The sequence below is a fragment of the Stackebrandtia albiflava genome (assembly GCF_007994225.1).
In the GTDB taxonomy this organism is placed as follows: domain Bacteria; phylum Actinomycetota; class Actinomycetes; order Mycobacteriales; family Micromonosporaceae; genus Stackebrandtia; species Stackebrandtia albiflava.
The window spans coordinates 775,432-797,895 of sequence record NZ_VLLL01000006.1; the positions used below are offsets into that span (position 1 = coordinate 775,432).

The following is a 22,464-nucleotide window of genomic DNA, read 5'->3' on the forward strand; positions in this document are numbered from 1 at the left end:
TACGTATACAAAATACCCCACCCCGCACCCTCCCGCCACCTCGAAAACGCCTTGGGTGGCGGCAGGCCCGCCCTGGGTGGGCGTAGGCCCGTGAAAAATCGGACATCAGGGCCTATTCGAGGCACGTCGATGGGCCTCAGACCACCCAAGGCGAGAGAAAGGGGAGCCGGGCGGGGTCAGCCCTTCCACAGGGCGAGCATCATCGCCTCCACGGCGATCCGGGGCCGGACGTTCGCGGCGATGGCCTCCCGGCAGGCGAGCACCGCGTCGATGCGTCGCAGGATGCTTTCCGGAGTCCAGCTCGCCGCCGCCGCCCGCGCGGTCTCCACCGCGTCCAGGTGTACGGCCGGGACGGGCGCGCCCAGCCTCGTCACCAGCACGTCCCGGTAGAACGCCGCCAGGTCCACCAGCGCCAGGTCCAGGGTGTCCCGCTGAGTCCTGGTCATCCGGCTCTTCTGCCGCCGCTCCAGGTCCTTGAGTTGACCCGCGCTGCCCCGGGCGGCCTTGGTCGCGCCCTTGCCGGTGCCGCCCTTGCCCAGCGCGGTCTCCAGTTCCGCCTTCTCCCGCTCGGCGAGCCCCTCGTTGGCGGCCTCCGCCTCGGACTCGGCGGCCGAGATGAGCGCGTCGGCGGCCGCGAAGCACGCCGAGACCCCGGTCAACCGGCGCGGCACCGACAGGATCGCGTCCCGGCGCTCCCGTGCCTGCGGGTCGGTCGCGAGCCGCCTCGCCCGGCCGATGTGCCCCTGCGCCGCCGACGCCGAGAGCCGGGAGAGGCCCACGTCGATCCGGTCCCGCTCCACGAGCAACCGGGTCACCGCGTCGACCGACGGTTGGCGCAACGCCACGTGACGGCACCGCGACTTGATGGTGACCGATATCTCGGCCGGGTTGGCCGAGGGCGCGCACAGCAGGAAGACGGTGCGTTCGGGGGGTTCCTCGATCGACTTCAACAGGGCGTTGCCGGCCGCCTCGGTCAACCGGTCGGCGTCCTCGATGACCAGGATCTGCCAGGCCCCGGTGCTGGGCGCCCGGCCTGCCGCCAGCACCAGGTCGCGCATGGTCGCCACGCCGATGCTCAAACCGTCGGGGACGACGTGGGTGACGTCGCCGTGGCTGCCCGCCAGCGTGGTCCGGCAGGCGGAACAGTCTCCGCAGCCGCCCCGGTCGCACTGCAACGCGGCGGCGAACGCACGCGCCGCCACCGACCGGCCGGAACCGGGCGGTCCCGTGAACAGCCACGCGTGGGTCATGCCGCTGCGGCCTTCGGCGGCGGCGGCCACGGCGGCGGCCAGCACCGCGACGGTGTCGGGCTGCCCGATGAGCCGATCGAAGACTTTGCCGGTCATTGCCCGACCCTAACCGTCGCCGCCGACACCCGGTCCCCGCCCCGTCGCCGCCGACACCCGGTCCCCGCCCCGTCGGCGCGGTGACCGCGGTGGTCGGGCGAGGTCAGGGCGTGGCCCGGCCGGTCTTGAACTTGACCGGTGGCGGGCCGGGGTCGTCGTCGGGGCCGCCGGGGTGTTCCCGCTTGCCTCCCGACTTGGGCAGCGGGGTGGTCGGGTCCACGGCGGGTCGTTCCGGCCGCGCGATCACGGCGGTGGCCTCGGGGTCGATGACCGTGGTGGCGTCGTCGTCCCGGTCGGCCTTCGGTATGACGGTGGTGGCGTCGTCGTCCCGGTCGGCCTTCGGCATGACCGTGGTCGGTTCGGGCGCGTCGGCCACCGGTCCCGGCTCGGGCGTATCGCCGCCGGGTTCGGGATCGGAGCCCGGACTCCCGGCGGAACCGCCGCCGAACTCGGGCCAGCCGGATTCGTTGCGGCCGTCGGTGGGGGCGGCCAGTCGTTGCCCGACGTGCGCGTTGATCCGCTCCGAGATCTCCTCCGGCGTCTGGGAGGCGTCCACGACGAGGTAGCGGTTTGGGTCGGCGGCCGCGATGTCGCGGAACTTGTCGCGGACCTTCTCGTGGAACTCCACGGACTCCTGTTCCAGTCGGTCGGCCTTGCCGCCCTCGGTGGCGCGGCGCAGCCCGGTGACGGGGTCGATGTCCAGCAGCACCACGAGGTCGGGTTTGAGGCCGTCGGTGGCCCAGTTGGACAGCCAGGCGACCTCGTCGTCGGGGAGTTGGCGTCCGCTGCCCTGGTAAGCCCGTGACGAGTCGATGTAGCGGTCGGAGACGACGACCGCGCCGCGTGACAGGGCGGGCCGCAGCACCTTGTCGACGTGTTGCGCCCGGTCGGCGGCGTACAGCAGCGCCTCGGCGCGTGGACTGGGGGCGCCGCCGGACTGCGGTTCCAGGACGAGCGACCGGATGCGGTTGCCCAGGTCGGTGGCGCCGGGTTCCCGGGTGAGCACGACCTCGTGCCCGCGCACCCGGAGCCACGCGGCCAGTTTCACCGCCTGGGTGGACTTGCCGGAGCCCTCGCCGCCCTCGAACACGACGAACATGCCGCCCGCGGCGGTGCCCGGCAGCAGCGGCCGTCCCCGGATCGAGCCCCACAGGTCGGCCAGGACCGGGACGCCGGGTTTGTCGTCCATCTGCCGGAACGCCAGGACGCCCGCGAACACGCTCAACGCCGCCGCGACCAGCAGCAGCAGTCGGCTGAACGACAGGTCGATCGAGAACAGCCACAGATCGACCCGCCGGGCGGAACCGTAACCGGCTACCACGCCGGCGCCGGCGACGCTTCCCATGAGCACGACCCGCGCACCGGTGTTGATGAACGCGAAGATGCGGCCGCGTACCGCGTCGTCGACCTCCCGGCCGAGGAGGGTGATGCCGGCCAGGAAGGCCATGCCCGCGCCGGTGCCGACGATGAGGGTGCCCAGCACGGCGATCCACAGCAGCGGGGCGATCGCGTTGAGCAGCAGGCCGATGCCCGCCAGCACGATGCTCATTCCGAACCACCGGCGGCGGGACAGGTCGCGCACCGCGATCGGGCCGACGACGAGGCCGATGCCGAGGCCGATGAAGATGGTCGCGAAAAGCACCGTGAACGTCGCGCCGCCGCCGCCCAGCGAGCCGGCGTAGAACGGGCCGGTGCCGATGACGACGCCCGCGCCCCCGAACGCGCCCATGATGCCGAAGACCAGGCCGCGGATGGTGTGGTTACGTCCGACGTAGCGCCAGCCCTCGGTGAACTGGCGGATCATGCCCTGGCTCTCGCCCTTGTTGACGGCGTCGGCGCCGCGCCGGATGCTGATCTCGGGGATGAAGAAGAAGACGGTGACCGAGGCGGTGAGCCAGGCGAGGGCGTTGATGTAGAGCCCGATCGCGGAGGGTTGCGCCCAGTCGCCGAACCCGGCGAGCCATTCCGACACGGCGACCGATTCGAGGATCGACATGACGCCGGAGGCGACGACGGGCGCTATCCCGTAGGTCGTGAGCAGGGAGAGCTGGTTGGCGGATTCGAGCCGGCTCTTCGGGAGCAGGTTGGGGACGGCCGCCTCCTTGGCGGGCATCCACATCATGCTGACGGCCTCGATCATGAACTGCGCGATGACGATCCAGGTGGCGGCGCGGATGCCGCCGCCCACCCACACCGCGACCAGCGGCATCGACAGGTAGAGCGCGAACCGCAGGAAGTCGCACACGGCCATGGTGATGCGGCGGTCGAACCGGTCGGCGAAGACGCCCGCGATGGGGCCGAGGACCAGTGAGGGCAGCAGCCGCATGATGATGACGGAGCTGAACGCGGCGCCCTGCGCGGTGGGGTTGTCGAACTGGGAGGCGGCGAACAGTGTGGCGGCCAGCAGGCCGAGCCAGTCGCCGGTGGCGGTCAGGCCGAGGACCGTCCATAGTCGCCGGAACGGACGGATCCGCAGAATCGCCTTGAGATCCGCCACGCCTGCCATTGGCCGTCCGCCTTTTCGAAGTGTGAACCGTGTGCAACCTTCGACAGAGTATCGGCGTCGAACGTGGTGACCGGACACCCCTGTCGGTAACGGCGCTGCCTCACACGACGTGTTGTGAGCGCCGTAACGACGGGGCTATGCTGCGAACATGAATACCTCTCACGATAGTCGGGGACTGCGGGAGCGATACGACGCCGCCACCGCCCGGATCGCGCCGCCCCTGGCCATCGTCGACATGGACGCCTTCGATGCCAACGCCGCGGCCATGGCCGCCGCCGCGCGAGGACTGCCGATCCGGGTCGCCAGCAAGTCGGTGCGCTGCCGCGCCCTGCTGGAGCGCGTCCTGGCGATGCCCGGATACGCCGGCGTCCTCGCGTTCAGCCTCGCCGAGGCCAACTGGCTGGTCGAGAACGGCGTGACCGGCGACGCGGTCGTGGGCTACCCCACCGCCGACCACACCGCCCTGGCCGCCCTGGTCGCCGACCCCCGCCTCGCCGAGGCGGTCACGCTGATGGTCGACGACGTCGCCCAACTCGACTGGATCGACCACCACCAGCCCGCCGCCGGACGGCCCGTCCTGCGGGTTTGCATCGACCTCGACGCCTCCTGGCGGCCGTTCGGCGGGCGCGCCCACGTCGGCGTCCGGCGTTCGCCCGTCCACCGGCCCGTCGACGCCGTCCGGCTCGCCAAGGCGATAGCCGCCCGGCCGGGCTTCCGGCTCGTCGGAGTCATGAGCTACGAGGCCCAGATCGCGGGGGTGCAGCAGGGTGAGGGGATGCGCGCCGGGGTCATCAGGCTCATGCAGCGCCGGTCGTTCACCGAACTGCGCCGTCGCCGGGGCCTGGCGGTCACCGCGATCCGCCGGGTCGCCCCACTGGAGTTCGTCAACGCCGGCGGCACCGGGAGCCTCAGCCTCACCGCCACCGACGCCGCCGTCACCGAACTCACCGCCGGAAGCGGCCTGTACGCGCCGACCCTGTTCGACGGATACGACTCGTTCCGGCCCCGCCCGGCCGCCGCGTTCGCCGTGTCGGTCGTGCGCAGGCCCGGCCCCGGGATCGCCACCGTCCACGGCGGCGGCTGGCCCGCGTCCGGTGAGGCCGGCACCAGCCGGTTGCCGACCCCCTGGTTGCCCGCCGGACTGCGCCTGACCGGGATGGAGGCCGCCGGAGAGGTGCAGACCCCGCTCACCGGGGACGCCGCCGACTCGCTGCACGTCGGCGACCGGGTGTGGTTCCGGCACGCCAAGGCCGGTGAACTGTGCGAACGTGTCGACCGGCTCCACCTGGTGCGCGGCGACGTCGTCGAGGCCGAGGCCGCCACGTACCGGGGCGACGGGAGGGCTTTTTTGTAGGTTTGGGTGCGCACCGCCTCGGTAAGCAGCACGATGTAAACCATCCTCGACGAAGGCGGTGACGTGATGAACCTGGACCGCTCCAGCCTGCGGGAACTCGCCGGACTCTCCGACCCACTCGGGGTCCTGTCCATCTACGTGACGGCCGACCCGACCGAGGAGGCCTCCGACCGGCCCGCCTGGGAGCTGCGGCTGCGGAACGCCCTGGACGAACTGTCGGCGGCGGCGAAGGACTCCGGGGACCGGGAGTTCGACCAGACGATGCGCCGGAAGCTCCCCGCCCTGGAACCCGACCTGGACTGGTTGACCGCCGGCTCCACACCGGGACTCGGCCGGGCGCTGTTCGCGCCGCTGAGCGCCGACGAGGTCTACCGGATCTCGGTGCAACAGGACCTCGGCGACCGCGTGGTGTGCGACGACACCGGTTACGTCCGGCCGCTGTTGAGCGCCTGGGCGGCCGGCGCGCCCGCCGGTGTCGCGGTCGCGGCCGGTGAGGGCCTCCGCATCCTGGAGGTCGAGTTCGGCCGTGGCGAGGAACTGGCCACCCTGGAGTACGACGACCCGTCCGGCGAGTGGCGGGAGATGCGCGGACCCGCCCGCAACAATCCGATGCGTTCGCAGCAGTCGTCGTCGCAGACCGACCTGTTCGACAGCAAACGCGCCGCCCACCTGAAGCGGTTCCTGGCGACCGGGCACGAGAGTCTGCGCCGGTTCGCGGAGGAACGCGACTGGGGGTTCCTGGTGCTGGCGGGCGAACCGCAGTTGCGTGACGCCGTGGTCGAACGCCTGGCATCGGGCTTCGGTCCGCAGATCGTCATCAGTACCCAGGTGCTCGGGCAGACGACGCCCGCGCAGGTCGCCGACATGGTCGCCGACGACCTCGCCACCGCGCGGCGGGACCGCGACCTCGGCCTGGTGAACCGGATCGAGGAGACCAAGTTGTCGACGCGGGGCCTGGACCAGACCCTCGCCGCGGTGCAGGACGGCCGGGCGGAACTCGTCGTGATGGACACCGAGGGGCAGTGGCACGGCCGCCGCACCCCGGACGGGTTGTTCGTCGGCGGTGACACTCTGCCGCCCGACACCGACCCGGACCGCATGCAGGACGAACCGGACCTGGGGGAACGGCTCATCGAGCTCGCCCTGCGCAACAGCACCGAGGTGGCCATGGTGCCGCCCGAGGTCGCGGAGCGGCTGAACGGTGCGGACGGGCTGGCGGCCGTCCTGCGTTGGTGAGTTTCCGTCGACCCGGCACCGGGTAGGCCGACAACAGGAGGTGGTAGTCGTGGTTCGACGCGACTCGCAACACGGAAAGGCGGTCGACGACTCGCTGGCCGCCAACGCCAAGGACCTCAGGCCCGGCGGGTCCTCCCGCAGTGGGCACTGGCGGGACGCCGAATCGCCGACCGAGGACGAGCCCGGTGGCGAGGCGTCACCGGGACGGGGCGGTACGCCGGTGGGCATGACCGGCCTCGACGTCGAGGGACGGTTCGAGGTCGCCAGGTTCCTCGACACCGGGCGATTCCCCGCCGACGCCGACGAGATCCGCCGGATGGCGGCGGACCACAACGCACCCGACAGCGTGCAGGGCGCGTTGCGTCGCCTGTTGCCGGACGGCCGGTACGAGACCGTCAACGAGGTGTGGGAGGCGATGGGCGGCGGCACCGAGGTGCCGCGCACCGACATGTGACACGACGACTCGGCCCGGGTTCCGCGTGTGTGCGGGACCCGGGCCGAGTCGTGTCCGACGGTCAGCGCCCCGCCCGGTGGACGCCGCCCCGCCCGGCGTGTCGAAGGGACGTGGATCCCGTGCCCGTGCGGCACCCGAGGCGACCCACGGCCGTGCGACGACGGGACCGGTGGCCGTTCGTGGAGCCCGCGTGTGTTCGTCGCGACGCCTGCGCGTGCCGTCCCCATTGCGGGCGCCGAAACGGCGCCATATGACGGTATGGTGATCGTATGGCGAAAGAGAAGGTCACCATCACACTCACCGAGGGCCTCGCCGCGCTGGTCGACCGCCGCGCCGGTGACAAGGGCATGAACCGGTCCCAGTACATCGAGGATCTGATCTCCCGCGACGACGACGCCCGCGTGTGGGCCGAGTACGCCGAGAAGACCGTCCCCGCGCTGGGTCTGGACGAGTACGCCGCGACGCTCGCCGCGAGCATGAAGAGGAACTACGGTGCTTCGGACCGGTGACGTCTGCACCAATCTCGACAACCCCGCCCTGAGGCTGTGCGTCATCTCCAACCGGATGCACCTGGACACCGGTACCGGTCGGGTCATGGTCTGTCCGGTCGTTCCCGGCCGACCGCCACTGGACGAACTCGTCGGGATCGTGCCGTGTTCCGGCGACCGGGCGCTCCTGCCCGAGATGACCCACTGGCTTCCCACCGTGGTCCTGGAACCGACCGGCGAACGGGTCGGCTCCGGTGAGGTCGCCGAAGCGGTCCGGTTGCTGTACAGCCTCATCCGGTGACGGGTGGAACGGGCGACATGTGACACGACGACTCGGCCCGGGTTCCGCGTGTGTGCGGGACCCGGGCCGAGTCGTGTCCGACGGTCAGCGCCCCGCCCAGAACTCCAGGTGGTGGTACTCGGCGAAGCCGGACTCGCCGATGCCGTGGGCGTCGGCGGCCAGGCCCTGCGTGTAGGGCGCGGTCGCGGTGAAGTGGTCCCATCGCGGGGCGCCCCGGTGGTTGGGGTCGCCCGCGGCGGCGAACGCCGTCCAGTAGTCGATCATGTCTCGGGAGAGCCGCCGCTGTGACGCGTCGAGGTCTTCGAGCTGCGGGTACTCGAACAGGTAGGCCATCTCCGCCATGTGCCCGGTTCCCAGCGGGAAGCTCGGCCGGTCCATGCCGCGCCACCACGGCGACTCCGACTGGGTGATCTCGAACGCGTACACGGGGGTGTACTCCGACAGGGTCTCGGCGGTCCGCCAGGCGTGGCGCGACCAGTTCGCGTCGGTGAGGACGGCGGTCAACGCCTCACCGGGCGAGGCGTAGTCGGACGGCGGGTACTCCGCGAGCACGGCCGGGGCGTCGTCGCCGAAGGTGGCGGTGACCTGGTCGAGGTAGCCCTGCGCGTCCAGCGGGGTACCGGTGGCGATCTCGATGCCGCCGAGCCGGCCCGACTCCTCGTGCCGGTTCGATCCGTACAGCACCGGGACACGGTGGAACTCACCGGTCGAGAACGCCTCGGTCAGGTCGGTGGGCAGCACGTCTCCGTCCACGACGGGCCGGAAGTCGGAGTGCCCGCCACCGGCCGCCGCGATCAACGCCTCGGTGTCGGCCGCCCGCAGGCAGGTCGCGGGGTCGGCGCCGTCGCACTCGGCGGCGGTGGCGATGGCGACGCCGTTCGCCCGGGCCGTGTCGAGGTCCATGGTGGCGTCGGCCGAGCCGACACACCCGGCGCTGTGGACGATCGCCCGGTCGAACAGTCCGGCGGAGCCGGGGGAGGCGAGTTGGGCGCAGACGCTGTAACCGCCGCCGGACTGGCCCATGGCGGTGACGTTGCCCGCGTCGCCGCCGAACGCGGTCGCGTTGGCGCGCACCCATTCGAAGGCGGCACGCTGGTCGAGTAGGCCGAGGTTCGCGGTGTGGCCGGGCAGGTCGGGGTGTGACAGGAAGCCGAACACGCCGAGCCGGTAGTTGACCGTCACGACCACGACGTCGCCCTGTTCGGCCAGGCGGGCGGCTCCGTAACCGGCGCCGTCGCCGTAGGTGAGGCTGCCGCCGTGGATCCACACGATCACCGGCAGGTCGTCACCGGGACGGGCGTCGGCGGGTGTGGTGACGTTCAGGTAGAGGCAGTCCTCGTCGGTGGGGGACATCGAGATGGGCAGGTCCGCCGGTTGTGGGCACGCGGCGCCGGGGGTGGTGGCGTCCCGTTCGCCGTCCCAGTCGGCGGCCGGCGCGGGCGGTTCCCACCGGAGCGCGTCCACCGGTGGCGCGGCGTAGGGGATGCCCTGGAAGGTGCGGACCTCGTCGGTCACCGTGCCGCGTAGGTCGCCCGTCGCGGTGTGGGCGACGGCGGGATCGGGCCGGTCGGCGGGTGCGGCGACGATGGCGGCTCCGGCGGCGACGGTGAGGGCGACGCCGATTCCGGCGCCGATCAGGCCGCGTGCGAGAGGGGACACGGTTTCTCCTTCGTGTGGGGTGTGCCGACCACGCTAGACCCGATTTGGGCAAATGCGCAAGGCGCTTGCCTGAGACGTATGCCTCACTCGTTCGTCTCATGCGCATGCGCCAAGGCGGGGTACGATGCCGGGATGGGAAACCGTGAAGCGTTGCTCGGCGCCGCGAAGAAGTGCCTGTTCGAGAAGGGTTTCGACCGGACCACGGTCCGGGACCTCGCATCCGCCGCCGGAGTGTCCATGGCCGCCATCGGCTACCACTTCGGCTCGAAGGAGGCGCTGCTCAACGAGGCGTTGTTCGACATGCTGGGCTCCGGCGACGCCATAGGCAGGTCCGTGGCGGCCGCCGGCGAGGCCGACGCGGAGGACTCGTTCCGGGCACTGTGGGCGGGACTGATCGAGTCCTTCTCGCACAACCGGACGTTCTGGCTGGCGAACCTGGAGGCCGTCATGCGCGGCCTACGCGATCCGGAACTGGGAGTCCAGCTCAACGAGGGCCAACGCCAGGGCCGCAGCGGCATGGCGGCGCTCGTCACCCGCACGCCCGAGGACGACCTACCGGACTCCACCGTGCGCACCGTGGGCGCGGTGCAGATGGCGTTGATCGCCGGGATGATGATCCACGCCCTGTCGGACCCCGACACCGTCCCCGACGTCGACGAGTTCCTCGCCGGCCTGCGCGAGCTGGGCCGCCACGCGGGCTGACCGGCGTCGGCCGGGCTTGAGACGTTTCGGGGGCGGGCCGACGGCCCACCCCCGTGGCGGTCAGGCGGACGGCGCCCGGTCGATGAAGCCCAGCACCCGGTCGATCCGGCCGTCACCGTCGAGGGTGACGACGTCGAAACCCTGCACGGGAGCGTCCCCGGTCTCGGGGCCGAGAGTCCAGGTGAAGCGGGCCTGGTCGCCGTGTCCGTCCACCGGGCCGGCCAGTGAGAACACCCAGCCTGGGAACTGCGCGTGAGCTCCGGCGATGAAGGCGTTCACACCGTCGTGGCCGGAGACGGTGGCCAGCGGGTCGCGGTACTCGACGTCGGCGGCGAAGAGACCGGCGATCAGTGCCGCGCGGTCGGCCGGGTCGGAGGTGTTGAAGGCGTCGATGTAACGGGAGGCGATGGCGGTGTAGTCGGTCATGTCGTTTCCCTCGTTCGTCGTCCCGCCGGGTTGCGGGAACGACGCCAGCCTCTCCCGACCGGGCGGCTCCGTCGATTACCTCCGAGGTAATCCCGCGCGTTACCCGGCCGGTTAGGCTCGCGACCATGACCACCACCGAGGTGCCGACCGCCCGCCACACCGCCGGAGACCTGATCCGGGACTGGCGCCGGCGCCGCCACATGACGCAACAGGACCTGTCCGTCCGGTGCAGGGTCTCGGCGCGACACCTGAGCTTCATCGAGACGGGCCGATCCCGTCCCACCCCCTCGATGGTCCTCAAGGTGTGTGAACAGCTCGACGTTCCACTTCGCCACCGCAACGACATCCTGCTCGCGGCGGGACACGCCCCGGCGTACGGCGAGTCGCCGCTGGAACGGCCGTCGATGCGGACCGTCAGCGATGCCCTCATCCGGATCCTGGACGGCCACATGCCCTATCCGGCCGTGGTCGTCGATCGACTGTGGAACATGGTGGACGCGAACGCCGCCGTCGACACCCTCGTCGCCGGAAGCGCGCCCGAACTGCGCGAACCGCCGGTCAACGTGTTGCGGCTGAGCCTGCATCCGGACGGCGTGGCGCCCCGCATCCGCAACCTTCCACAGTGGCGTGGGCACGTGCTGAGCCGGCTCGACCACCAGATCCGGGTCACCGGAGACCCCGAGCTCGAACGGTTGCGCGTGGAGTTGGCCGGTTATCCCGGTGGCGTCGACCGCGCCCCCGACCACAGCCTGGTGGTGCCGCTGCGGATCGACGTCGGGGACACGGTGTTGTCGTTCTTCAGCACGACCACGGTGTTCGGCACCCCGATGGACGTCACCGTCGCGGAACTGGCCATCGAGTCGTTCTTCCCCGCCGACCCGGAGACAGCCGCCGCCCTGCACCGGTGACCGGTGAGGCACCGTGCGTGCGGCCGCACCACGGAACCATGCGAAGGCGGCCGGGCGTGGCGGCGGGGGTCTCAGCGCAGGGTGTCGAGGTAGCCGACCAGGACGTTGCGGAGGTCGGTGACCAGGGCGGGCCTGGCCGCCGGGTCGGCCGCGACGATCAGCGGCATCATCCCCCGCACCAACTGGATGGCGACCGAGGTGGCGCGTTCGAGGTCTTTCGTGGACAGCTCCGGGAGGAGCACCGCGAGCAGCCCGCCGACCTTCCCGTGGATGACGGCGTGGATCGGTGCGACCGCCTCGGCCAGTTCGGCGGGCATGTCGGTGCGGGCGAACAGCGCCTTGAACCCGGGGTGCGCGATGTTGAACTCCACGAGCGGCCCGATCACGGCCGCGACGACGTCCGGCACCGGCAGCCCGGCAAGGTCCTCACGGGTGAACGCGGCGGACTGGGCGGCGTCGAGCTGTTCCCGGTAAAGCCCGGCCAGCGCGCGGGCGATGTCGGCCTTGCCGGAGAAGAACTGGTAGAGCGAGCCGGGTGAGATGCCGGCGGCCGCGGCGATGCCGTTGGTGGTGGCGGCCTCGTAGCCGAGCCGGGCGAACTCGTCCGCCGCCGCGTGGAGGATCTGCTCCATGCGGCGTCTGCCCCGTTCCTGGCGGCGGGGCGTTCCGGTGTCGGTCGGTGTCATCGTCTCGGATCCTACTCACCCGGTCAGAGAATACGAGCGTTTACTCGTGTTATTGTCGGTCGAAAACACGATTCATTACTCGCATTCTAAGGCTGGGCATGATCGGAAACCTCGTCACCCGCTTCCCCCGCTGGATCATCGGCGTCTCCATCGGACTCTTCGCCGTGCTCGCCGCACTCGCCGCCGGTGCCGTGGACTCATTGGCGCTCAACCGCTACGAGGCACCCGGCTCGGAGTCACTGGCCGCCCGGGAACTGTTGGCCGAACGGTTCGGCACCGGCAGCCCCAACCTCGCGATCCTAGTCAGCGCCGAAGAAGGCGTCGACTCCGCCGCCGTCGTCGAGTTCGGCCGCCTGCTCACCGAACGCGTCGCCGACCACCCGGGAGTCGGCGACGCCTGGTCCTACTGGAACGACTCCGCCCCGGCGACGCTCGCCTCCGAGGACGGACGACACGCCCTCCTACTCGCCTGGCTGCCCGGTGACGCCGACCTGGTCCGCACCGGGACGCTCCCCGGGATCGAGGCGGACGTCCTCGCGGAGACCGAGCCACCACCCGGCGTCCAGGTGAGCCTCGGCGGCGGCGACCAGATCTTCCGCACCGTCGCCGGGCAGGCCCGCGCCGACTTCATGACCGCCGAGCTGATCGTCCTGCCGTTGGTGCTGCTGCTGTTGTGGGCGGTGTACCGCAGGATCGCTCCCGCACTGATCACGCTGGGGATCGGCTTGTTCTCGGTCGTGGGGACGCTCGCCATCCTCCGGCTGGTCACCTCGTTCACCGAGGTGTCCACCTTCGCCGCCAACATCGCGCTCGTCATGGGCATCGGCCTCGGCGTCGACTACGGACTGTTCGTCACGTACCGGTTCCGGGAGGAACTGGCGCACCGGACACCCCGGGACGCCGCCCGCCGCGCCGTCGCCACCGCCGGCCGGACCGTCCTGTTCAGTGGCCTGACGGTCGCGGCCTCGCTGGCGGTCCTGTTCGTCTTCCCGTTCCCGTTCCTGTCCTCGTTCGCGTACGCGGGAATCGCCGTGGTGCTCACCGCCCTGATCGGCGCGGTGGTGATCCTGCCGCCCGTCCTGATGCTGCTGGGGGACCGGGTCACCCGCCGCCGCCCGGCCGACGCCTCGGTGAACCGATGGCACCGGTTCACCAGTGCGGTCACCCGCCGCCCGGTGGCCGCGGCACTGGCCGGACTCGTCGCACTGTTGGCCCTCGGCGCCCCCGCCGTCGGCGTGAACTTCGGGTCGCCCGACGACCGGGTGCTTCCGGCCGGCGAGACCGTCCGGGACATGTACGACGTCATCCGTGACGAGTTCCGCACCGAGGACGCCGACGCGCTGTACGTGGTCGGCACCGGCTGGGACGCCACGGCCACCGCCGACTACGCCGCCCGGCTGTCGCGCATCGACGGCGTCGAACGTGTCGACTCCTCGCACGGAAGCCACGTCGCGGGCGAGCCCGCCGGGGACGCGCCCGGCCGGTTCCTGGCGGCCGACACCGGGCGGATCGTCGTGGTGCCCACCGGGGAACGGCTCGCCGACGACCCGCTCGGCCTGGTCGCCGACGTCCGTGCGGAACCCGCGCCCTTCGCCGTGTCGGTCGGCGGATACCCGGCCGAACTCGCCGACTACCGGGACGGCGTGGTGGAGCGGCTGCCGCTGGTGGCGGGACTGATCCTGCTGGTCACGTTCCTCGTCCTGTTCCTCATGACCGGAAGCCTGGTCGCGCCGTTGAAGGCGTCGATCCTCAACATGCTGTCGCTGACCGTGATGTTCGGCGTGCTGGTGTGGGGCTTCCAGGACGGCGGGCTCGCCTGGCTGCTCGGATTCACACCCACCGGCAGCATCGAACCGAGCATCCCCTTGCTGATGTTCTGCATCGCCTACGGCCTGTCGATGGACTACGAGGTGTTCCTACTCGCCAGGATCAAGGAGGACTACGACCGCACCGGTGACCCGGTCGGCTCGGTCCCACGCGGCATCGCCCGGTCGGCGCCGCTGGTCACCGCCGCCGCACTGATCCTCGCGGTCTCGTTCGCGGTCTACGCGACCAGCCGGGTGTCGTTCCTGCAGCAGCTCGGCATCGGCATGGCCCTGGCCGTCCTCGTGGACGCCACGATCATCCGCGCGGTCATGGTGCCCGCGCTCATGCGGCTCGCCGGACGCGCCAACTGGTGGGCACCCGCGCCACTGCGGAGACTCCACGCCCGTATCGGGTTCAGCGAATCGGAACCGGCGCCCCTCCCCGACCCGGAGGTCCGTGAACCGGTCGGCTCCCGGGCCGGGGTGTGACGGTGAACGCGCCGGAGGCGGATACCCCCTCGCCTCCGGCGCGTTCACCGGTCAGAATCTCCGTCATGACCGAACGCAGATACCCCGACATGTGGGTCGACCCCGAAGACGACCCGCGTGAAGGCGGCTCCGAACCCACCGACGAGAAGAGCAACTACCAGGAGTACCTGCGGATCTACCGCCTCACGCTCCGGATGAAGTGCGACGGACTCGACCCCGAACAGATGGCCCGGCGATCCGTCGAACCGTCCACCATGTCGCTGCTGGGCCTGATCAGGCACATGGCCGAGGTGGAACGCGGCTGGTTCCGGCGGGTGCTGGCGGGCCTGGACGCGCCCAAGCTGTACTGCACGCCCGAGGATCCCGACGCCGACTGGGACGGTGCCGTCGCCGACGCCGACGTGATCGCCCGGGCGTGGCGGGACTGGGAGGCGGAGGTCCGGTTCGCGGAGGAGTTCCTGGCGGCGCAGACCGACATGGGCATGCGGGTCCAGAACCGCGGCAAGGACGTCACCCTGCGGGACGTCGTCGTCCACATGATCGAGGAGTACGCCAGGCACTGCGGCCACGCCGACCTGTTGCGGGAACGCATCGACGGCCGCACCGGCCAGTGACCCCGCTCATCCTTTGACCCGATCCACCGCCGAGCGCGGCTCGGTGGGCCGTATGACGGCCGAAATCCGGACATTCGGCATGATTCGAGGCATGCCGATCGTCGTACGGCCGACCAAGCCGATATCCGGGGCCTTACCATGTGAGCTCACCATCCTCGGATCGAAAGGGTCGCCCCGCCATGAGCGGCTATACCGGCCAGCTGCTGCTGGTCCTCGTACTCGTCCTCGTCAACGCGCTGTTCGCCGGAAGTGAGATGGCGCTGGTGACACTCAGGGACAGTCAACTGCAGCGGCTGGAGCGCACCTCGCGCGGCGGGAGGGTGCTGGCCCGGCTCGCCCGCGACCCCAACCGGTTCCTCGCCACCATCCAGATCGGCATCACGATGGCGGGTTTCCTGGCCTCCGCGACGGCGGCCGTGTCACTCGCGCAACCGCTCGTCGAACCGCTCGGCTTCTTCGGTACCGCCGCCGAACCACTGTCGATCGTGTTGGTCACCATCGTCCTGACCTTCTTCACCCTCGTGCTGGGGGAACTGGCGCCCAAGCGGATCGCGATGCAGCGGGCCGAGGGCTGGGCGGTCATGGTGGCGCGCCCCCTCGACATGCTCGCCACCCTTTCCAGGCCCGTGGTGTGGCTGCTCGGCAAGTCCACCGACCTCGTCGTCCGGTTGACCGGGAACGACCCGGCGCTGGGTCGTGAGGAGGTCAGCCCGGAGGAGATCCGGGAACTCGTCACCGCGCAGCAGGGGTTCACCGCCCAGCAGCGCACCATCATCTCCGGGGCCTTCGAGATCGCCGACCGGCTGGTGCGGGAGATCCTGGTGCCGCGCCGTGACGTGGTCTCCATCCCCGCCAACAGCGACGTCGCGGCGGGTCTGCGGATACTCGTCGACTCGGGACACTCCCGCGCGCCCGTGGTCGGCGCCAACGGCCTGGACGACGTCGTGGGTGTCGTCCACCTGCGCGACCTCATCGGGGCGTCCGGCCAGGTGGCCGTGCTGGCGCGTACCTGCATGGTCGTCCCCGAGAGCCTGAAGGTCTCCGACGCGCTGCGCCAGATGCGCGACCAGCGCGAGCAGTTCGCCACCGTGGTGGACGAGTACGGCTCGATCGACGGGATCATCACCATGGAGGACCTGGTCGAGGAGATCGTCGGGGAGATCTACGACGAGACCGACCGCGACCTCGCCTCGGTGGTGTCCGAACCGGACGGTGCGTTCCTCACCCCGGGGAGTTTCCCGCTGCACGACCTGCCGGACCTGGGAATCGACCTGTCCGATGTGTCCGGTGACTACACGACCGTGGCCGGTCTGGTGCTGGACCACCTCGGGCACATCCCCACCACACCCGGCGAGACCGTGCGGGTGGACGGCATCACCGCGCAGGTCGTGGAGATCCACGAACGCGCCATCACCAAGGTCCGGTTGCGGATCGAACCACGTCCGACGGCGAACTCCGACGACTGAGGCACCGCCCCGCCCGATACACGTCCCGGCCACCACCGCCGGGACGACTCCCGGTTCGCCTTCAGGATAACGGAGCGACCGCGCCGGACCGCACACACCGGGTCGTCGCCCGGCCCTGCGGCGTGTGCGAGCATTCCGCGTGCGGTGCCGTTGCGCCGTAACGCTTAGAGGTTGTCTTTTGGTCCTCGTTCGTCGCGAGCGGTGTCCGGTCGAGTGCGTTCGCAAGGCGGAGGAGGTCCTGCGTACCGGTGTTGTACGCACCGGTTCTTCAGCGGCGCTGCCTCCGACAACGCCGCGAGGCGCCGACCGGGCGACACGCAGCAGAACAGCAGGGTCAAAGACGACCTCTTACAGGGAATCGGGGCGGCCGTCGTGTCGGAGCGGATCAGTGTGCGCGGCGACCGGGACTTCCGGATCCTGTGGGCGGGGCGGGCCGCCGGGCAGCTCGCCGCCGCCATGTCCGGTGTGGTGGTGCAGGTGTTGGCGGTCACCGCGCTGGGCGCCGACCTGTCCGACGTCGCCCTGCTGGCGGCCGTGACCGCCGCCGTCACGGCGGTGCTCGCCCTACCGACCGGCCTGTTCGTCGAGTACCGCCGGAAGCGCCCGGTCATGCTGGCCGCCGAGCTCATCAGGGCGGCCGGATTCGGCGGGGTGCTGCTCGCCGGGTGGCTGGGTGGGCTGCGTTTCGAGCTGCTGGTTCTGGCGGCGGCCGTGGTCGCGGTCGGTCAGGTCGGCTACCTGGCCGCCTCCTCACCGCACCTGGCGGCCCTGGTCTCCCGCCGCCGCCTCGTGGACGCGACCGGGCGACTCGAATCGACCGTATGGCTGAGTGTCACGATCGGCCCGGCGGTCGCGGGCGCCCTCGTGGCCTGGACCGGTCCGGTGGCGGCGGTGGCCGCGCTCGTCGTCGGGTTCGCGGTGTCGGCGGGCACCGTGATGTTGCTTCGCACACCCGAACCGGAACCCGCGGTGCCCGAACCCGGCGGGTCGCGGAGCTCCGAACTGCTCGCCGGACTGCGATACGTGCGTCACCACCCGGAACTGCGGCGGATCCTTGCCGGGTGGTTGCTGTTTGCGGGCGCGAGCGGTATGGCCGCACCGCTGACGACGGTCTTCTACCTGCGGGAACTCCAGTTCAGCAGCGTCGAGTACGGGCTCCTGATGGGTGTGCCGTCACTGGGTGGCCTGCTGGGGGCGCGCCTGGCCGGTCCGCTGGCGTCCCGATGGGGAGCCGTACGGGTGGCACGGTGGGCGGGCCTGGCCAGGTCACCGTGGTGGCTGCTGACCGCCTCGGTGGTTCCCGGTCCGGCCGCGGCGTGGCTGACCGGCGGTGCCTTCGCGCTGCTGTTGGTGTTCGCGGCACTGACCAACTCGGTGCTGGCCGCCTACCGGCAGATCGTGACACCGGACCACCTGTTGTCACGGGTGGCGACACTGTGGAGTTTCACCACGACGGCGAGCCAGCCGGTGTTCATCGTGGTCGGCGGGGTCCTGGCGGAGCTGGTGGGCGTACGTGCTTCGCTGTGCGTCGTCGCGGGCCTGGTGCTGCTGTCGGGCATGCTGCTGCCGTCCGGATCCCCGCCGGCTTCGAGGCCGGCGGCCGGGTGAGTCCGCGCCCGTATGGCGGCCGGAGGCAACCGGCGTGGGGCACCGGTCAGTGGGCGGCGGAGGTTGCCGGATCCGGCGGAGGCTTGCGGACGAGCCGGAGCTCGCCGTCCGGTCCCGGCGCGGTCCGCCAACCCGCGGGCCAGCCTCCCGCCTCGACGACGCTCGGCAGGGCCGAGGCGTCCTCGAAGGTGACGGCGGCGGGGAACGCGAAGTGCGCCGCCGTGAACTCCACGTTCCGGCCGAACACCGCGCCCCTGAACGTGGTCGCGGCGTCGAAGACCGCGTTCCGGAAACCCGCCGTCCAGCCGAACCGGGCCTCGGTGAAGTTCGCGGGGCCGCCGAACCGCACGCCGTCGAGGTCCACCCCGGCCAGCCGTGCCCGCCGGAATGAGACCTCGTGCGCGAACCGGCTCCCGTCGCCCTGCAGGGCCGGGCCGTCCTCATAGGCTTCGGTGTCGCCGACTCCCGCGAAACGCGCGTCGTCGAAGTGGGTGGTTCCCTCGAAGCCCACCTGTCGGAACCGCGCGATCCGGGTGAACGTGGTGTCGCGGAAGTCGGTCTCGGCGTGGAAACGCGCCTGGTTGAAGTGCGCGTATCCGGCGAACTCGGCGCGCCGGAATCGTGCGGCGCCGTGGAACTCGGCGCGGCTGAAGTCGGGGTCGGGGATCGATTGCAGCCGGGGCTCCAGGTATCCGGTGGGCTCGACGACCGGCCCGCCCTCGAACTTCGCCACCTCGAAACCGGTGTCGCCCTCGAACCGGGCACCGGTGAACGCAGTCCTGCCGGTGAACCGGGACGACCCGAACGTGGTCCCGCCACGGAACCGGGTGTCGGTGAAGGAGACCGGGGCGAACCGCACGTGGTCGCACCAGGCGTCCCCTTCGAAGCCGGCGTCGCGGAAATCGGCGTCGCTCTCGAAGTGCGACCGGGTGAAGAGCACGTCGCCGTCGAACCGAGCGCCCTCGAAGGTCACCGGACCCTCGAACCGGACGGCGAGGAACCAGGTGTCGGAGTCACACCGGACGTTACGGAATCCGGTCTCGCCGACGAAGTGCGCCTGGACGAAACGGGTGTCGCCGTGGAAGCGGGCGTCACCGAACTCCGCGTCGGTGAACCGGCAGTCGGTGAAGTCCGCACCGACCAGGGTCGCACCGGTGAGGTCGATCCCGGACAGGTCCCAGTACCCGTCGGCCCGCTCCGGCGGTGGTCTGCGCAGCCGATCGCCCGCCGGCCGGGGGTCGCGCAGGTGCCTGGCCAGCAACCGTTGCACGGTCGCCCGCACCTCGTACTCCTCCGCGCCGGCGTCGGGCTCCGGCCCGGTCAGGTACCGGTCGAGCGTGGCGTCCGGTGTGGCGTGCGTGGTGCGGAACCTCGCGGGGGGCGTGAAGGGCTGCCGCAGGTAGGCGCACCAGATGTCGACGACCTCCCGGCGATGCCTGGGATGGTTGCGCCCCAACCGGTCCAGTGAGTACAGCGCGGCGAGCCGGACCGGTACCTTCTCGTGCCCCAGTTGTTCGGCGGCCGCCACGTAGAGGTCGGTGATGCGACGTTCCTCCGCGTCGTGGCGGGTATCGGCCGCCGTCGTCTCCTGCAACCACTGCCGCCGCATCACGACCAGCAGCGTCACGAGGCCGCCGGCGCCGACCATGGCGGTCAACGCGGTGCGGATCGCCTCCACCCGGCCGGGATTCGCCGTGTCGCCGGTGGCGGCTCCGGTCAGCAGCCACGTGCCCCAACCGGACGCGGCGATGAACGCCAACCCGAGCACAGCCGCGGGCAGCCACAGAATCCGGCGGGAGCGACCGGGAACCCGTTCCATGAATGGATTCTCGCCCCACCACGGCGGTACCGCAACCGACCGACCGGCCACAGTGAACCGGGGCCGGTTCTCCGGGCGTCCGTGTCGTCAGCGGACGCGGTAGTTGAGGTGGACGACGCCGTTGTGGATTCGGTGTTCGTGGATGAGCCCGAGGTCGGCGTGTGCGTCCGGCGCCAGTGCGCCGCGTATGTCGACTTCGCCATGACCGCTTTCTCGCCACCGTCGACATTCGGCGTCGGCCTCCCACTGTAGATCCGTCTCGATCGGGGTGGCGATCCGCCGTCCTCGGGGGCGGTGCGCTCCGAGACGAGTGACGCGGCACGACCACGTTCCACTACGCGGCGCTCCCCACGACGCGACCCCCACCGCTCTCGATTACCGCCCCTCCAGGTGGGTATCCGTTGGGGAGACGACCGGGGAGGTGTCGGGAATGTCGGGGCCCGAGTACGACAGGGTCACCACGGATCCCGTGGTGGAGGCGGAGTTGATCGCGCGGCTGCGGGCGGGCGCGCCACCGGAGGAGGTGGTCGCGCACGCCTTCGGGCACGGCCTGCGGCCGCGCGACTGGACGGAGGGCGACCCGATGCCGGGCCTGGACCTCGTGTGGCCGCACGACTCGGAGGACGAGATCCTGATGTGGCACCCGCCGGTGTGACGCGGGCGACGCCGGTTTTGTATTGCCCGATACAAAACCCTTGCTAGGCTTCCGTCATGGCCAGACCGAGGACCTTCGACGAGACGACCGCCGTGGACGCGGCGATGCGGGTGTTCTGGCGCGCCGGTTACGACGCCTCCACCACCGAGGAGTTGTGCGACGCCACCGGCCTGCGCCGCAGCAGCATCTACAACACCTTCCGCAGTAAGCGTGACCTGTTCCTGCGGGCGTTGACGCACTACACCGCCTCGAAGAACCGGACCACCGCCGAGGTGTTGGAACGTGACGCCCCGCTGCGTGACCGGCTGCGCGACCTGCTCGACCGGATCGCCGAACCGGACGCCGCCGATCCGGTCGGTTGCCTGGTGGTGCGCGCGTCGGTGGAACTGGCTCCCCGGGACGCCGAGGTCGCGGCCGTTCTGGAGCGCGACAGGCGGGAACGCTTCGCCATGCTGCGGGACGCCTTCCTGGCCGCCCGCGGCGCCGGGGAGCTGCCCGGCGACCTCGATCCGTCCGACGCCGCCCACTTCGTGATCGCGACGATCTCGGGGATGCAGGTCGCCGCGGCGGCCGGGGCCGGTCCGGAGGTGTTGCGCGGGATCGCCGGCTCCGCATCGCGGGTCTTCTGAACCACCGTCCACAAGGCTCGTGGCCGGGTCACGGGCGAATTCTGTACTGTTCATTCCAAAACATGGAAGGCTACTCGTGCCTCTCGCGGTATACCTCCTGGGCGCGGCGATCTTCGCCCAGGGCACCTCCGAACTCATGCTGACCGGACTGCTCCCCGACATCGCTGCCGAATTCCGGATATCCGTTCCGGTCGCGGCGCTGCAGATCTCGGCCTTCGCCTTCGGGATGATCGTCGGAGCTCCACTGTTGACGATCGTGACACTGCGCTGGTCCCGCCGCAACACGATGATCGGGCTGCTACTGGTCTTCATCGCCGGCCACGTCGCGGGCGCGCTCGCGACCGGCCCCGAACTGCTCATGGCGACCAGGGTGCTCACCGCCTTCGTGTACGCCGGATTCTGGGCCGTCTCCGGCGCGACCGCCATCGCGTTGGCCGGACCCGGACGGTCCGGCCGCGCGATGAGCGTCGTGACCGGCGGCCTCACCGTCGCCATGGTCGCCGGCCTCCCGTTGGGAACCCTGCTGGGCCAACACCTCGGGTGGCGCGGCGCCTTCTGGGCGGTCGCCGTCGCGTCGGCGGTCGCTCTCGCCGGAGTCTGGTGGGCCGTCCCCGCCGACCGGCCCGCCACGGCCGCGCTTCCCGATCCCCGCCGCGAACTGCGCGCCGTGGCCGACGGCCGCCTGTGGCTGTCGCTGACCCTCACCGCCTCCTTCACCGCCGCGCTGTTGGCACTGTTCGCGTTCCTCAGTCCGATGCTGACCGAGGTGTACGGGCTGGCGCCCGGCTGGGTCCCCGCCGTACTCGCGCTGTACGGGGCGGCGACCGTCCTGGGCATCTGGCTCGGTGGCCGGCTGGCCGACACGAGGCCCTACCCGGTGTTGTTCGTCTCGGTGGGCGGCGTCATCGCCGTCGGCCTGCTGTTGCCGTGGACGACCGGCCTCGCCCTACCGGGCATCGCACTGATCGTCCTGTTCGGAGGGTTCGGGTTCCTGGCGAACCCGGTGCTGAGCGCCCGTGTGGTGGCGATCGCCCCGGAGGCCCCGGTCATGTCCCTGGCGCTCAACACCTCCGCGTTCAACGTCGGGATCACCGTCGGACCGTGGATCGGCGGACTGGTGATCTCCGGCGGCTTCGGCTACCCGGCGTTGGCCTGGGCGGTCGTCGGCTTGGGCGCGCTCAGCCTCGCCGCCCTGTGCGCCGCCCGGCTGGCCGGAATCGGCGGGCGCGACCGGACCGCGCAACCCGCCCCGGTACCGGTGGCCTGACAGCCTTCCACGACGGTGCGCCCCGCACGGCGGCGCACCGTCGCAC

Annotated in this window: 20 protein-coding genes; 14 read left to right on the forward strand and 6 right to left on the reverse strand. The window is 71.1% G+C overall.

The window, feature by feature from the left end; genetic code table 11:
- Positions 1 to 176: 176 nt before the first annotated feature.
- Together LX16_RS14490 and tmk are read right to left on the reverse strand one after the other, a co-directional pair.
- Positions 177 to 1,346 carry a DNA polymerase III subunit delta' gene (locus LX16_RS14490; protein WP_147139108.1) on the reverse strand — a complete coding sequence of 390 codons (1,170 nt, stop codon included), beginning with the start codon at positions 1,344 to 1,346 and terminating at the stop codon, positions 177 to 179.
- A gap of 103 nt (positions 1,347 to 1,449) precedes the next feature.
- A complete protein-coding gene (gene tmk, locus LX16_RS14495) occupies positions 1,450 to 3,852 on the reverse strand; it encodes a dTMP kinase (protein ID WP_147139110.1) in 2,403 nt (800 codons plus the stop codon).
- Positions 3,853 to 4,000: 148 nt separating this feature from the next.
- Here tmk and LX16_RS14500 point away from each other — a divergent pair, with 148 nt between their 5' ends.
- From LX16_RS14500 to LX16_RS14520, 5 genes are all read left to right on the forward strand, one after another.
- Positions 4,001 to 5,206 carry an alanine racemase gene (locus LX16_RS14500; RefSeq protein WP_147139112.1) on the forward strand — a complete coding sequence of 402 codons (1,206 nt, stop codon included), beginning with the start codon at positions 4,001 to 4,003 and terminating at the stop codon, positions 5,204 to 5,206.
- A gap of 66 nt (positions 5,207 to 5,272) precedes the next feature.
- Complete coding sequence (locus LX16_RS14505) at positions 5,273 to 6,442, forward strand: VLRF1 family aeRF1-type release factor (RefSeq protein WP_147139114.1); 1,170 nt, start codon at positions 5,273 to 5,275, stop codon at positions 6,440 to 6,442.
- 49 nt (positions 6,443 to 6,491) lie between these two features.
- Positions 6,492 to 6,896, forward strand: a complete 405-nt coding sequence (locus LX16_RS14510) for a DUF2795 domain-containing protein (protein ID WP_147139116.1) — start codon at positions 6,492 to 6,494, stop codon at positions 6,894 to 6,896.
- Between the two features lie 269 nt (positions 6,897 to 7,165).
- A complete protein-coding gene (locus tag LX16_RS14515; RefSeq protein WP_147139119.1) occupies positions 7,166 to 7,405 on the forward strand; it encodes a ribbon-helix-helix protein, CopG family in 240 nt (79 codons plus the stop codon).
- Positions 7,389 to 7,685 carry a toxin gene (locus tag LX16_RS14520; protein ID WP_147139121.1) on the forward strand — a complete coding sequence of 99 codons (297 nt, stop codon included), beginning with the start codon at positions 7,389 to 7,391 and terminating at the stop codon, positions 7,683 to 7,685. The genes LX16_RS14515 and LX16_RS14520 overlap by 17 nt, the downstream gene beginning before the upstream one ends.
- Before the next feature lie 84 nt (positions 7,686 to 7,769).
- Here the strand turns inward: LX16_RS14520 and LX16_RS14525 are convergent, their stop codons facing one another.
- Entirely contained in the window at positions 7,770 to 9,344 is a 1,575-nt protein-coding gene (locus LX16_RS14525) for a carboxylesterase/lipase family protein (protein ID WP_211354515.1), read from the reverse strand.
- A gap of 132 nt (positions 9,345 to 9,476) precedes the next feature.
- On the opposite strand from LX16_RS14525, the gene LX16_RS14530 reads away from it, so the two are divergent.
- Positions 9,477 to 10,046, forward strand: coding sequence for a TetR/AcrR family transcriptional regulator (locus tag LX16_RS14530; protein WP_147139123.1), 570 nt, complete (start codon positions 9,477 to 9,479; stop codon positions 10,044 to 10,046).
- Positions 10,047 to 10,106: 60 nt separating this feature from the next.
- Here LX16_RS14530 and LX16_RS14535 read toward each other — a convergent pair whose 3' ends face one another.
- Complete coding sequence (locus LX16_RS14535; RefSeq protein WP_147139125.1) at positions 10,107 to 10,472, reverse strand: nuclear transport factor 2 family protein; 366 nt, start codon at positions 10,470 to 10,472, stop codon at positions 10,107 to 10,109.
- A 125-nt stretch (positions 10,473 to 10,597) separates the two neighbouring features.
- Between LX16_RS14535 and LX16_RS14540 the strand changes: the two genes are divergently transcribed.
- A complete protein-coding gene (locus LX16_RS14540) occupies positions 10,598 to 11,380 on the forward strand; it encodes a helix-turn-helix domain-containing protein (RefSeq protein WP_147139127.1) in 783 nt (260 codons plus the stop codon).
- 71 nt (positions 11,381 to 11,451) lie between these two features.
- On the opposite strand, the gene LX16_RS14545 is transcribed toward LX16_RS14540, so the two are convergent.
- Positions 11,452 to 12,066: a TetR/AcrR family transcriptional regulator gene (locus LX16_RS14545; protein ID WP_147139129.1), complete on the reverse strand. Its 615-nt coding sequence runs from the start codon at positions 12,064 to 12,066 to the stop codon at positions 11,452 to 11,454.
- A 98-nt stretch (positions 12,067 to 12,164) separates the two neighbouring features.
- Between LX16_RS14545 and LX16_RS14550 the strand changes: the two genes are divergently transcribed.
- From LX16_RS14550 to LX16_RS14565, 4 genes are all read left to right on the forward strand, one after another.
- Positions 12,165 to 14,360 (forward strand): MMPL family transporter, encoded by a 2,196-nt coding sequence (locus tag LX16_RS14550; protein ID WP_147139130.1) that lies wholly within the window; start codon positions 12,165 to 12,167, stop codon positions 14,358 to 14,360.
- 65 nt (positions 14,361 to 14,425) lie between these two features.
- Positions 14,426 to 14,974, forward strand: a complete 549-nt coding sequence (locus LX16_RS14555; protein ID WP_211354516.1) for a DinB family protein — start codon at positions 14,426 to 14,428, stop codon at positions 14,972 to 14,974.
- A 179-nt stretch (positions 14,975 to 15,153) separates the two neighbouring features.
- Entirely contained in the window at positions 15,154 to 16,440 is a 1,287-nt protein-coding gene (locus tag LX16_RS14560) for a hemolysin family protein (RefSeq protein WP_147139132.1), read from the forward strand.
- A gap of 372 nt (positions 16,441 to 16,812) precedes the next feature.
- Positions 16,813 to 18,048, forward strand: coding sequence for an MFS transporter (locus LX16_RS14565; RefSeq protein WP_211354517.1), 1,236 nt, complete (start codon positions 16,813 to 16,815; stop codon positions 18,046 to 18,048).
- Positions 18,049 to 18,094: 46 nt separating this feature from the next.
- Here the strand turns inward: LX16_RS14565 and LX16_RS14570 are convergent, their stop codons facing one another.
- Positions 18,095 to 19,867 carry a pentapeptide repeat-containing protein gene (locus tag LX16_RS14570; RefSeq protein ID WP_147139134.1) on the reverse strand — a complete coding sequence of 591 codons (1,773 nt, stop codon included), beginning with the start codon at positions 19,865 to 19,867 and terminating at the stop codon, positions 18,095 to 18,097.
- 430 nt (positions 19,868 to 20,297) lie between these two features.
- On the opposite strand from LX16_RS14570, the gene LX16_RS14575 reads away from it, so the two are divergent.
- From LX16_RS14575 to LX16_RS14585, 3 genes are all read left to right on the forward strand, one after another.
- A complete protein-coding gene (locus LX16_RS14575) occupies positions 20,298 to 20,522 on the forward strand; it encodes a hypothetical protein (protein WP_147139136.1) in 225 nt (74 codons plus the stop codon).
- A 56-nt stretch (positions 20,523 to 20,578) separates the two neighbouring features.
- A complete protein-coding gene (locus LX16_RS14580; protein ID WP_147139137.1) occupies positions 20,579 to 21,151 on the forward strand; it encodes a TetR/AcrR family transcriptional regulator in 573 nt (190 codons plus the stop codon).
- Between the two features lie 76 nt (positions 21,152 to 21,227).
- Entirely contained in the window at positions 21,228 to 22,418 is a 1,191-nt protein-coding gene (locus tag LX16_RS14585; RefSeq protein ID WP_147139139.1) for a Cmx/CmrA family chloramphenicol efflux MFS transporter, read from the forward strand.
- Positions 22,419 to 22,464: the final 46 nt, after the last annotated feature.

Excerpts from the sequence above, each read along its gene's own strand:
- LX16_RS14490 (WP_147139108.1), bottom strand. The coding sequence starts at position 1,346 with ATGACCGGCAAAGTCTTCGATCGGCTCATCGGGCAGCCCGACACCGTC.
- tmk (WP_147139110.1), bottom strand. The coding sequence starts at position 3,852 with ATGGCAGGCGTGGCGGATCTCAAGGCGATTCTGCGGATCCGTCCGTTC.
- LX16_RS14500 (WP_147139112.1), top strand. The coding sequence starts at position 4,001 with ATGAATACCTCTCACGATAGTCGGGGACTGCGGGAGCGATACGACGCC.
- LX16_RS14505 (WP_147139114.1), top strand. The coding sequence starts at position 5,273 with ATGAACCTGGACCGCTCCAGCCTGCGGGAACTCGCCGGACTCTCCGAC.
- LX16_RS14515 (WP_147139119.1), top strand. The coding sequence starts at position 7,166 with ATGGCGAAAGAGAAGGTCACCATCACACTCACCGAGGGCCTCGCCGCG.
- LX16_RS14530 (WP_147139123.1), top strand. The coding sequence starts at position 9,477 with ATGGGAAACCGTGAAGCGTTGCTCGGCGCCGCGAAGAAGTGCCTGTTC.
- LX16_RS14535 (WP_147139125.1), bottom strand. The coding sequence starts at position 10,472 with ATGACCGACTACACCGCCATCGCCTCCCGTTACATCGACGCCTTCAAC.
- LX16_RS14540 (WP_147139127.1), top strand. The coding sequence starts at position 10,598 with ATGACCACCACCGAGGTGCCGACCGCCCGCCACACCGCCGGAGACCTG.
- LX16_RS14545 (WP_147139129.1), bottom strand. The coding sequence starts at position 12,066 with ATGACACCGACCGACACCGGAACGCCCCGCCGCCAGGAACGGGGCAGA.
- LX16_RS14550 (WP_147139130.1), top strand. The coding sequence starts at position 12,165 with ATGATCGGAAACCTCGTCACCCGCTTCCCCCGCTGGATCATCGGCGTC.
- LX16_RS14555 (WP_211354516.1), top strand. The coding sequence starts at position 14,426 with ATGACCGAACGCAGATACCCCGACATGTGGGTCGACCCCGAAGACGAC.
- LX16_RS14560 (WP_147139132.1), top strand. The coding sequence starts at position 15,154 with ATGAGCGGCTATACCGGCCAGCTGCTGCTGGTCCTCGTACTCGTCCTC.
- LX16_RS14570 (WP_147139134.1), bottom strand. The coding sequence starts at position 19,867 with ATGGAACGGGTTCCCGGTCGCTCCCGCCGGATTCTGTGGCTGCCCGCG.
- LX16_RS14575 (WP_147139136.1), top strand. The coding sequence starts at position 20,298 with ATGTCGGGGCCCGAGTACGACAGGGTCACCACGGATCCCGTGGTGGAG.
- LX16_RS14580 (WP_147139137.1), top strand. The coding sequence starts at position 20,579 with ATGGCCAGACCGAGGACCTTCGACGAGACGACCGCCGTGGACGCGGCG.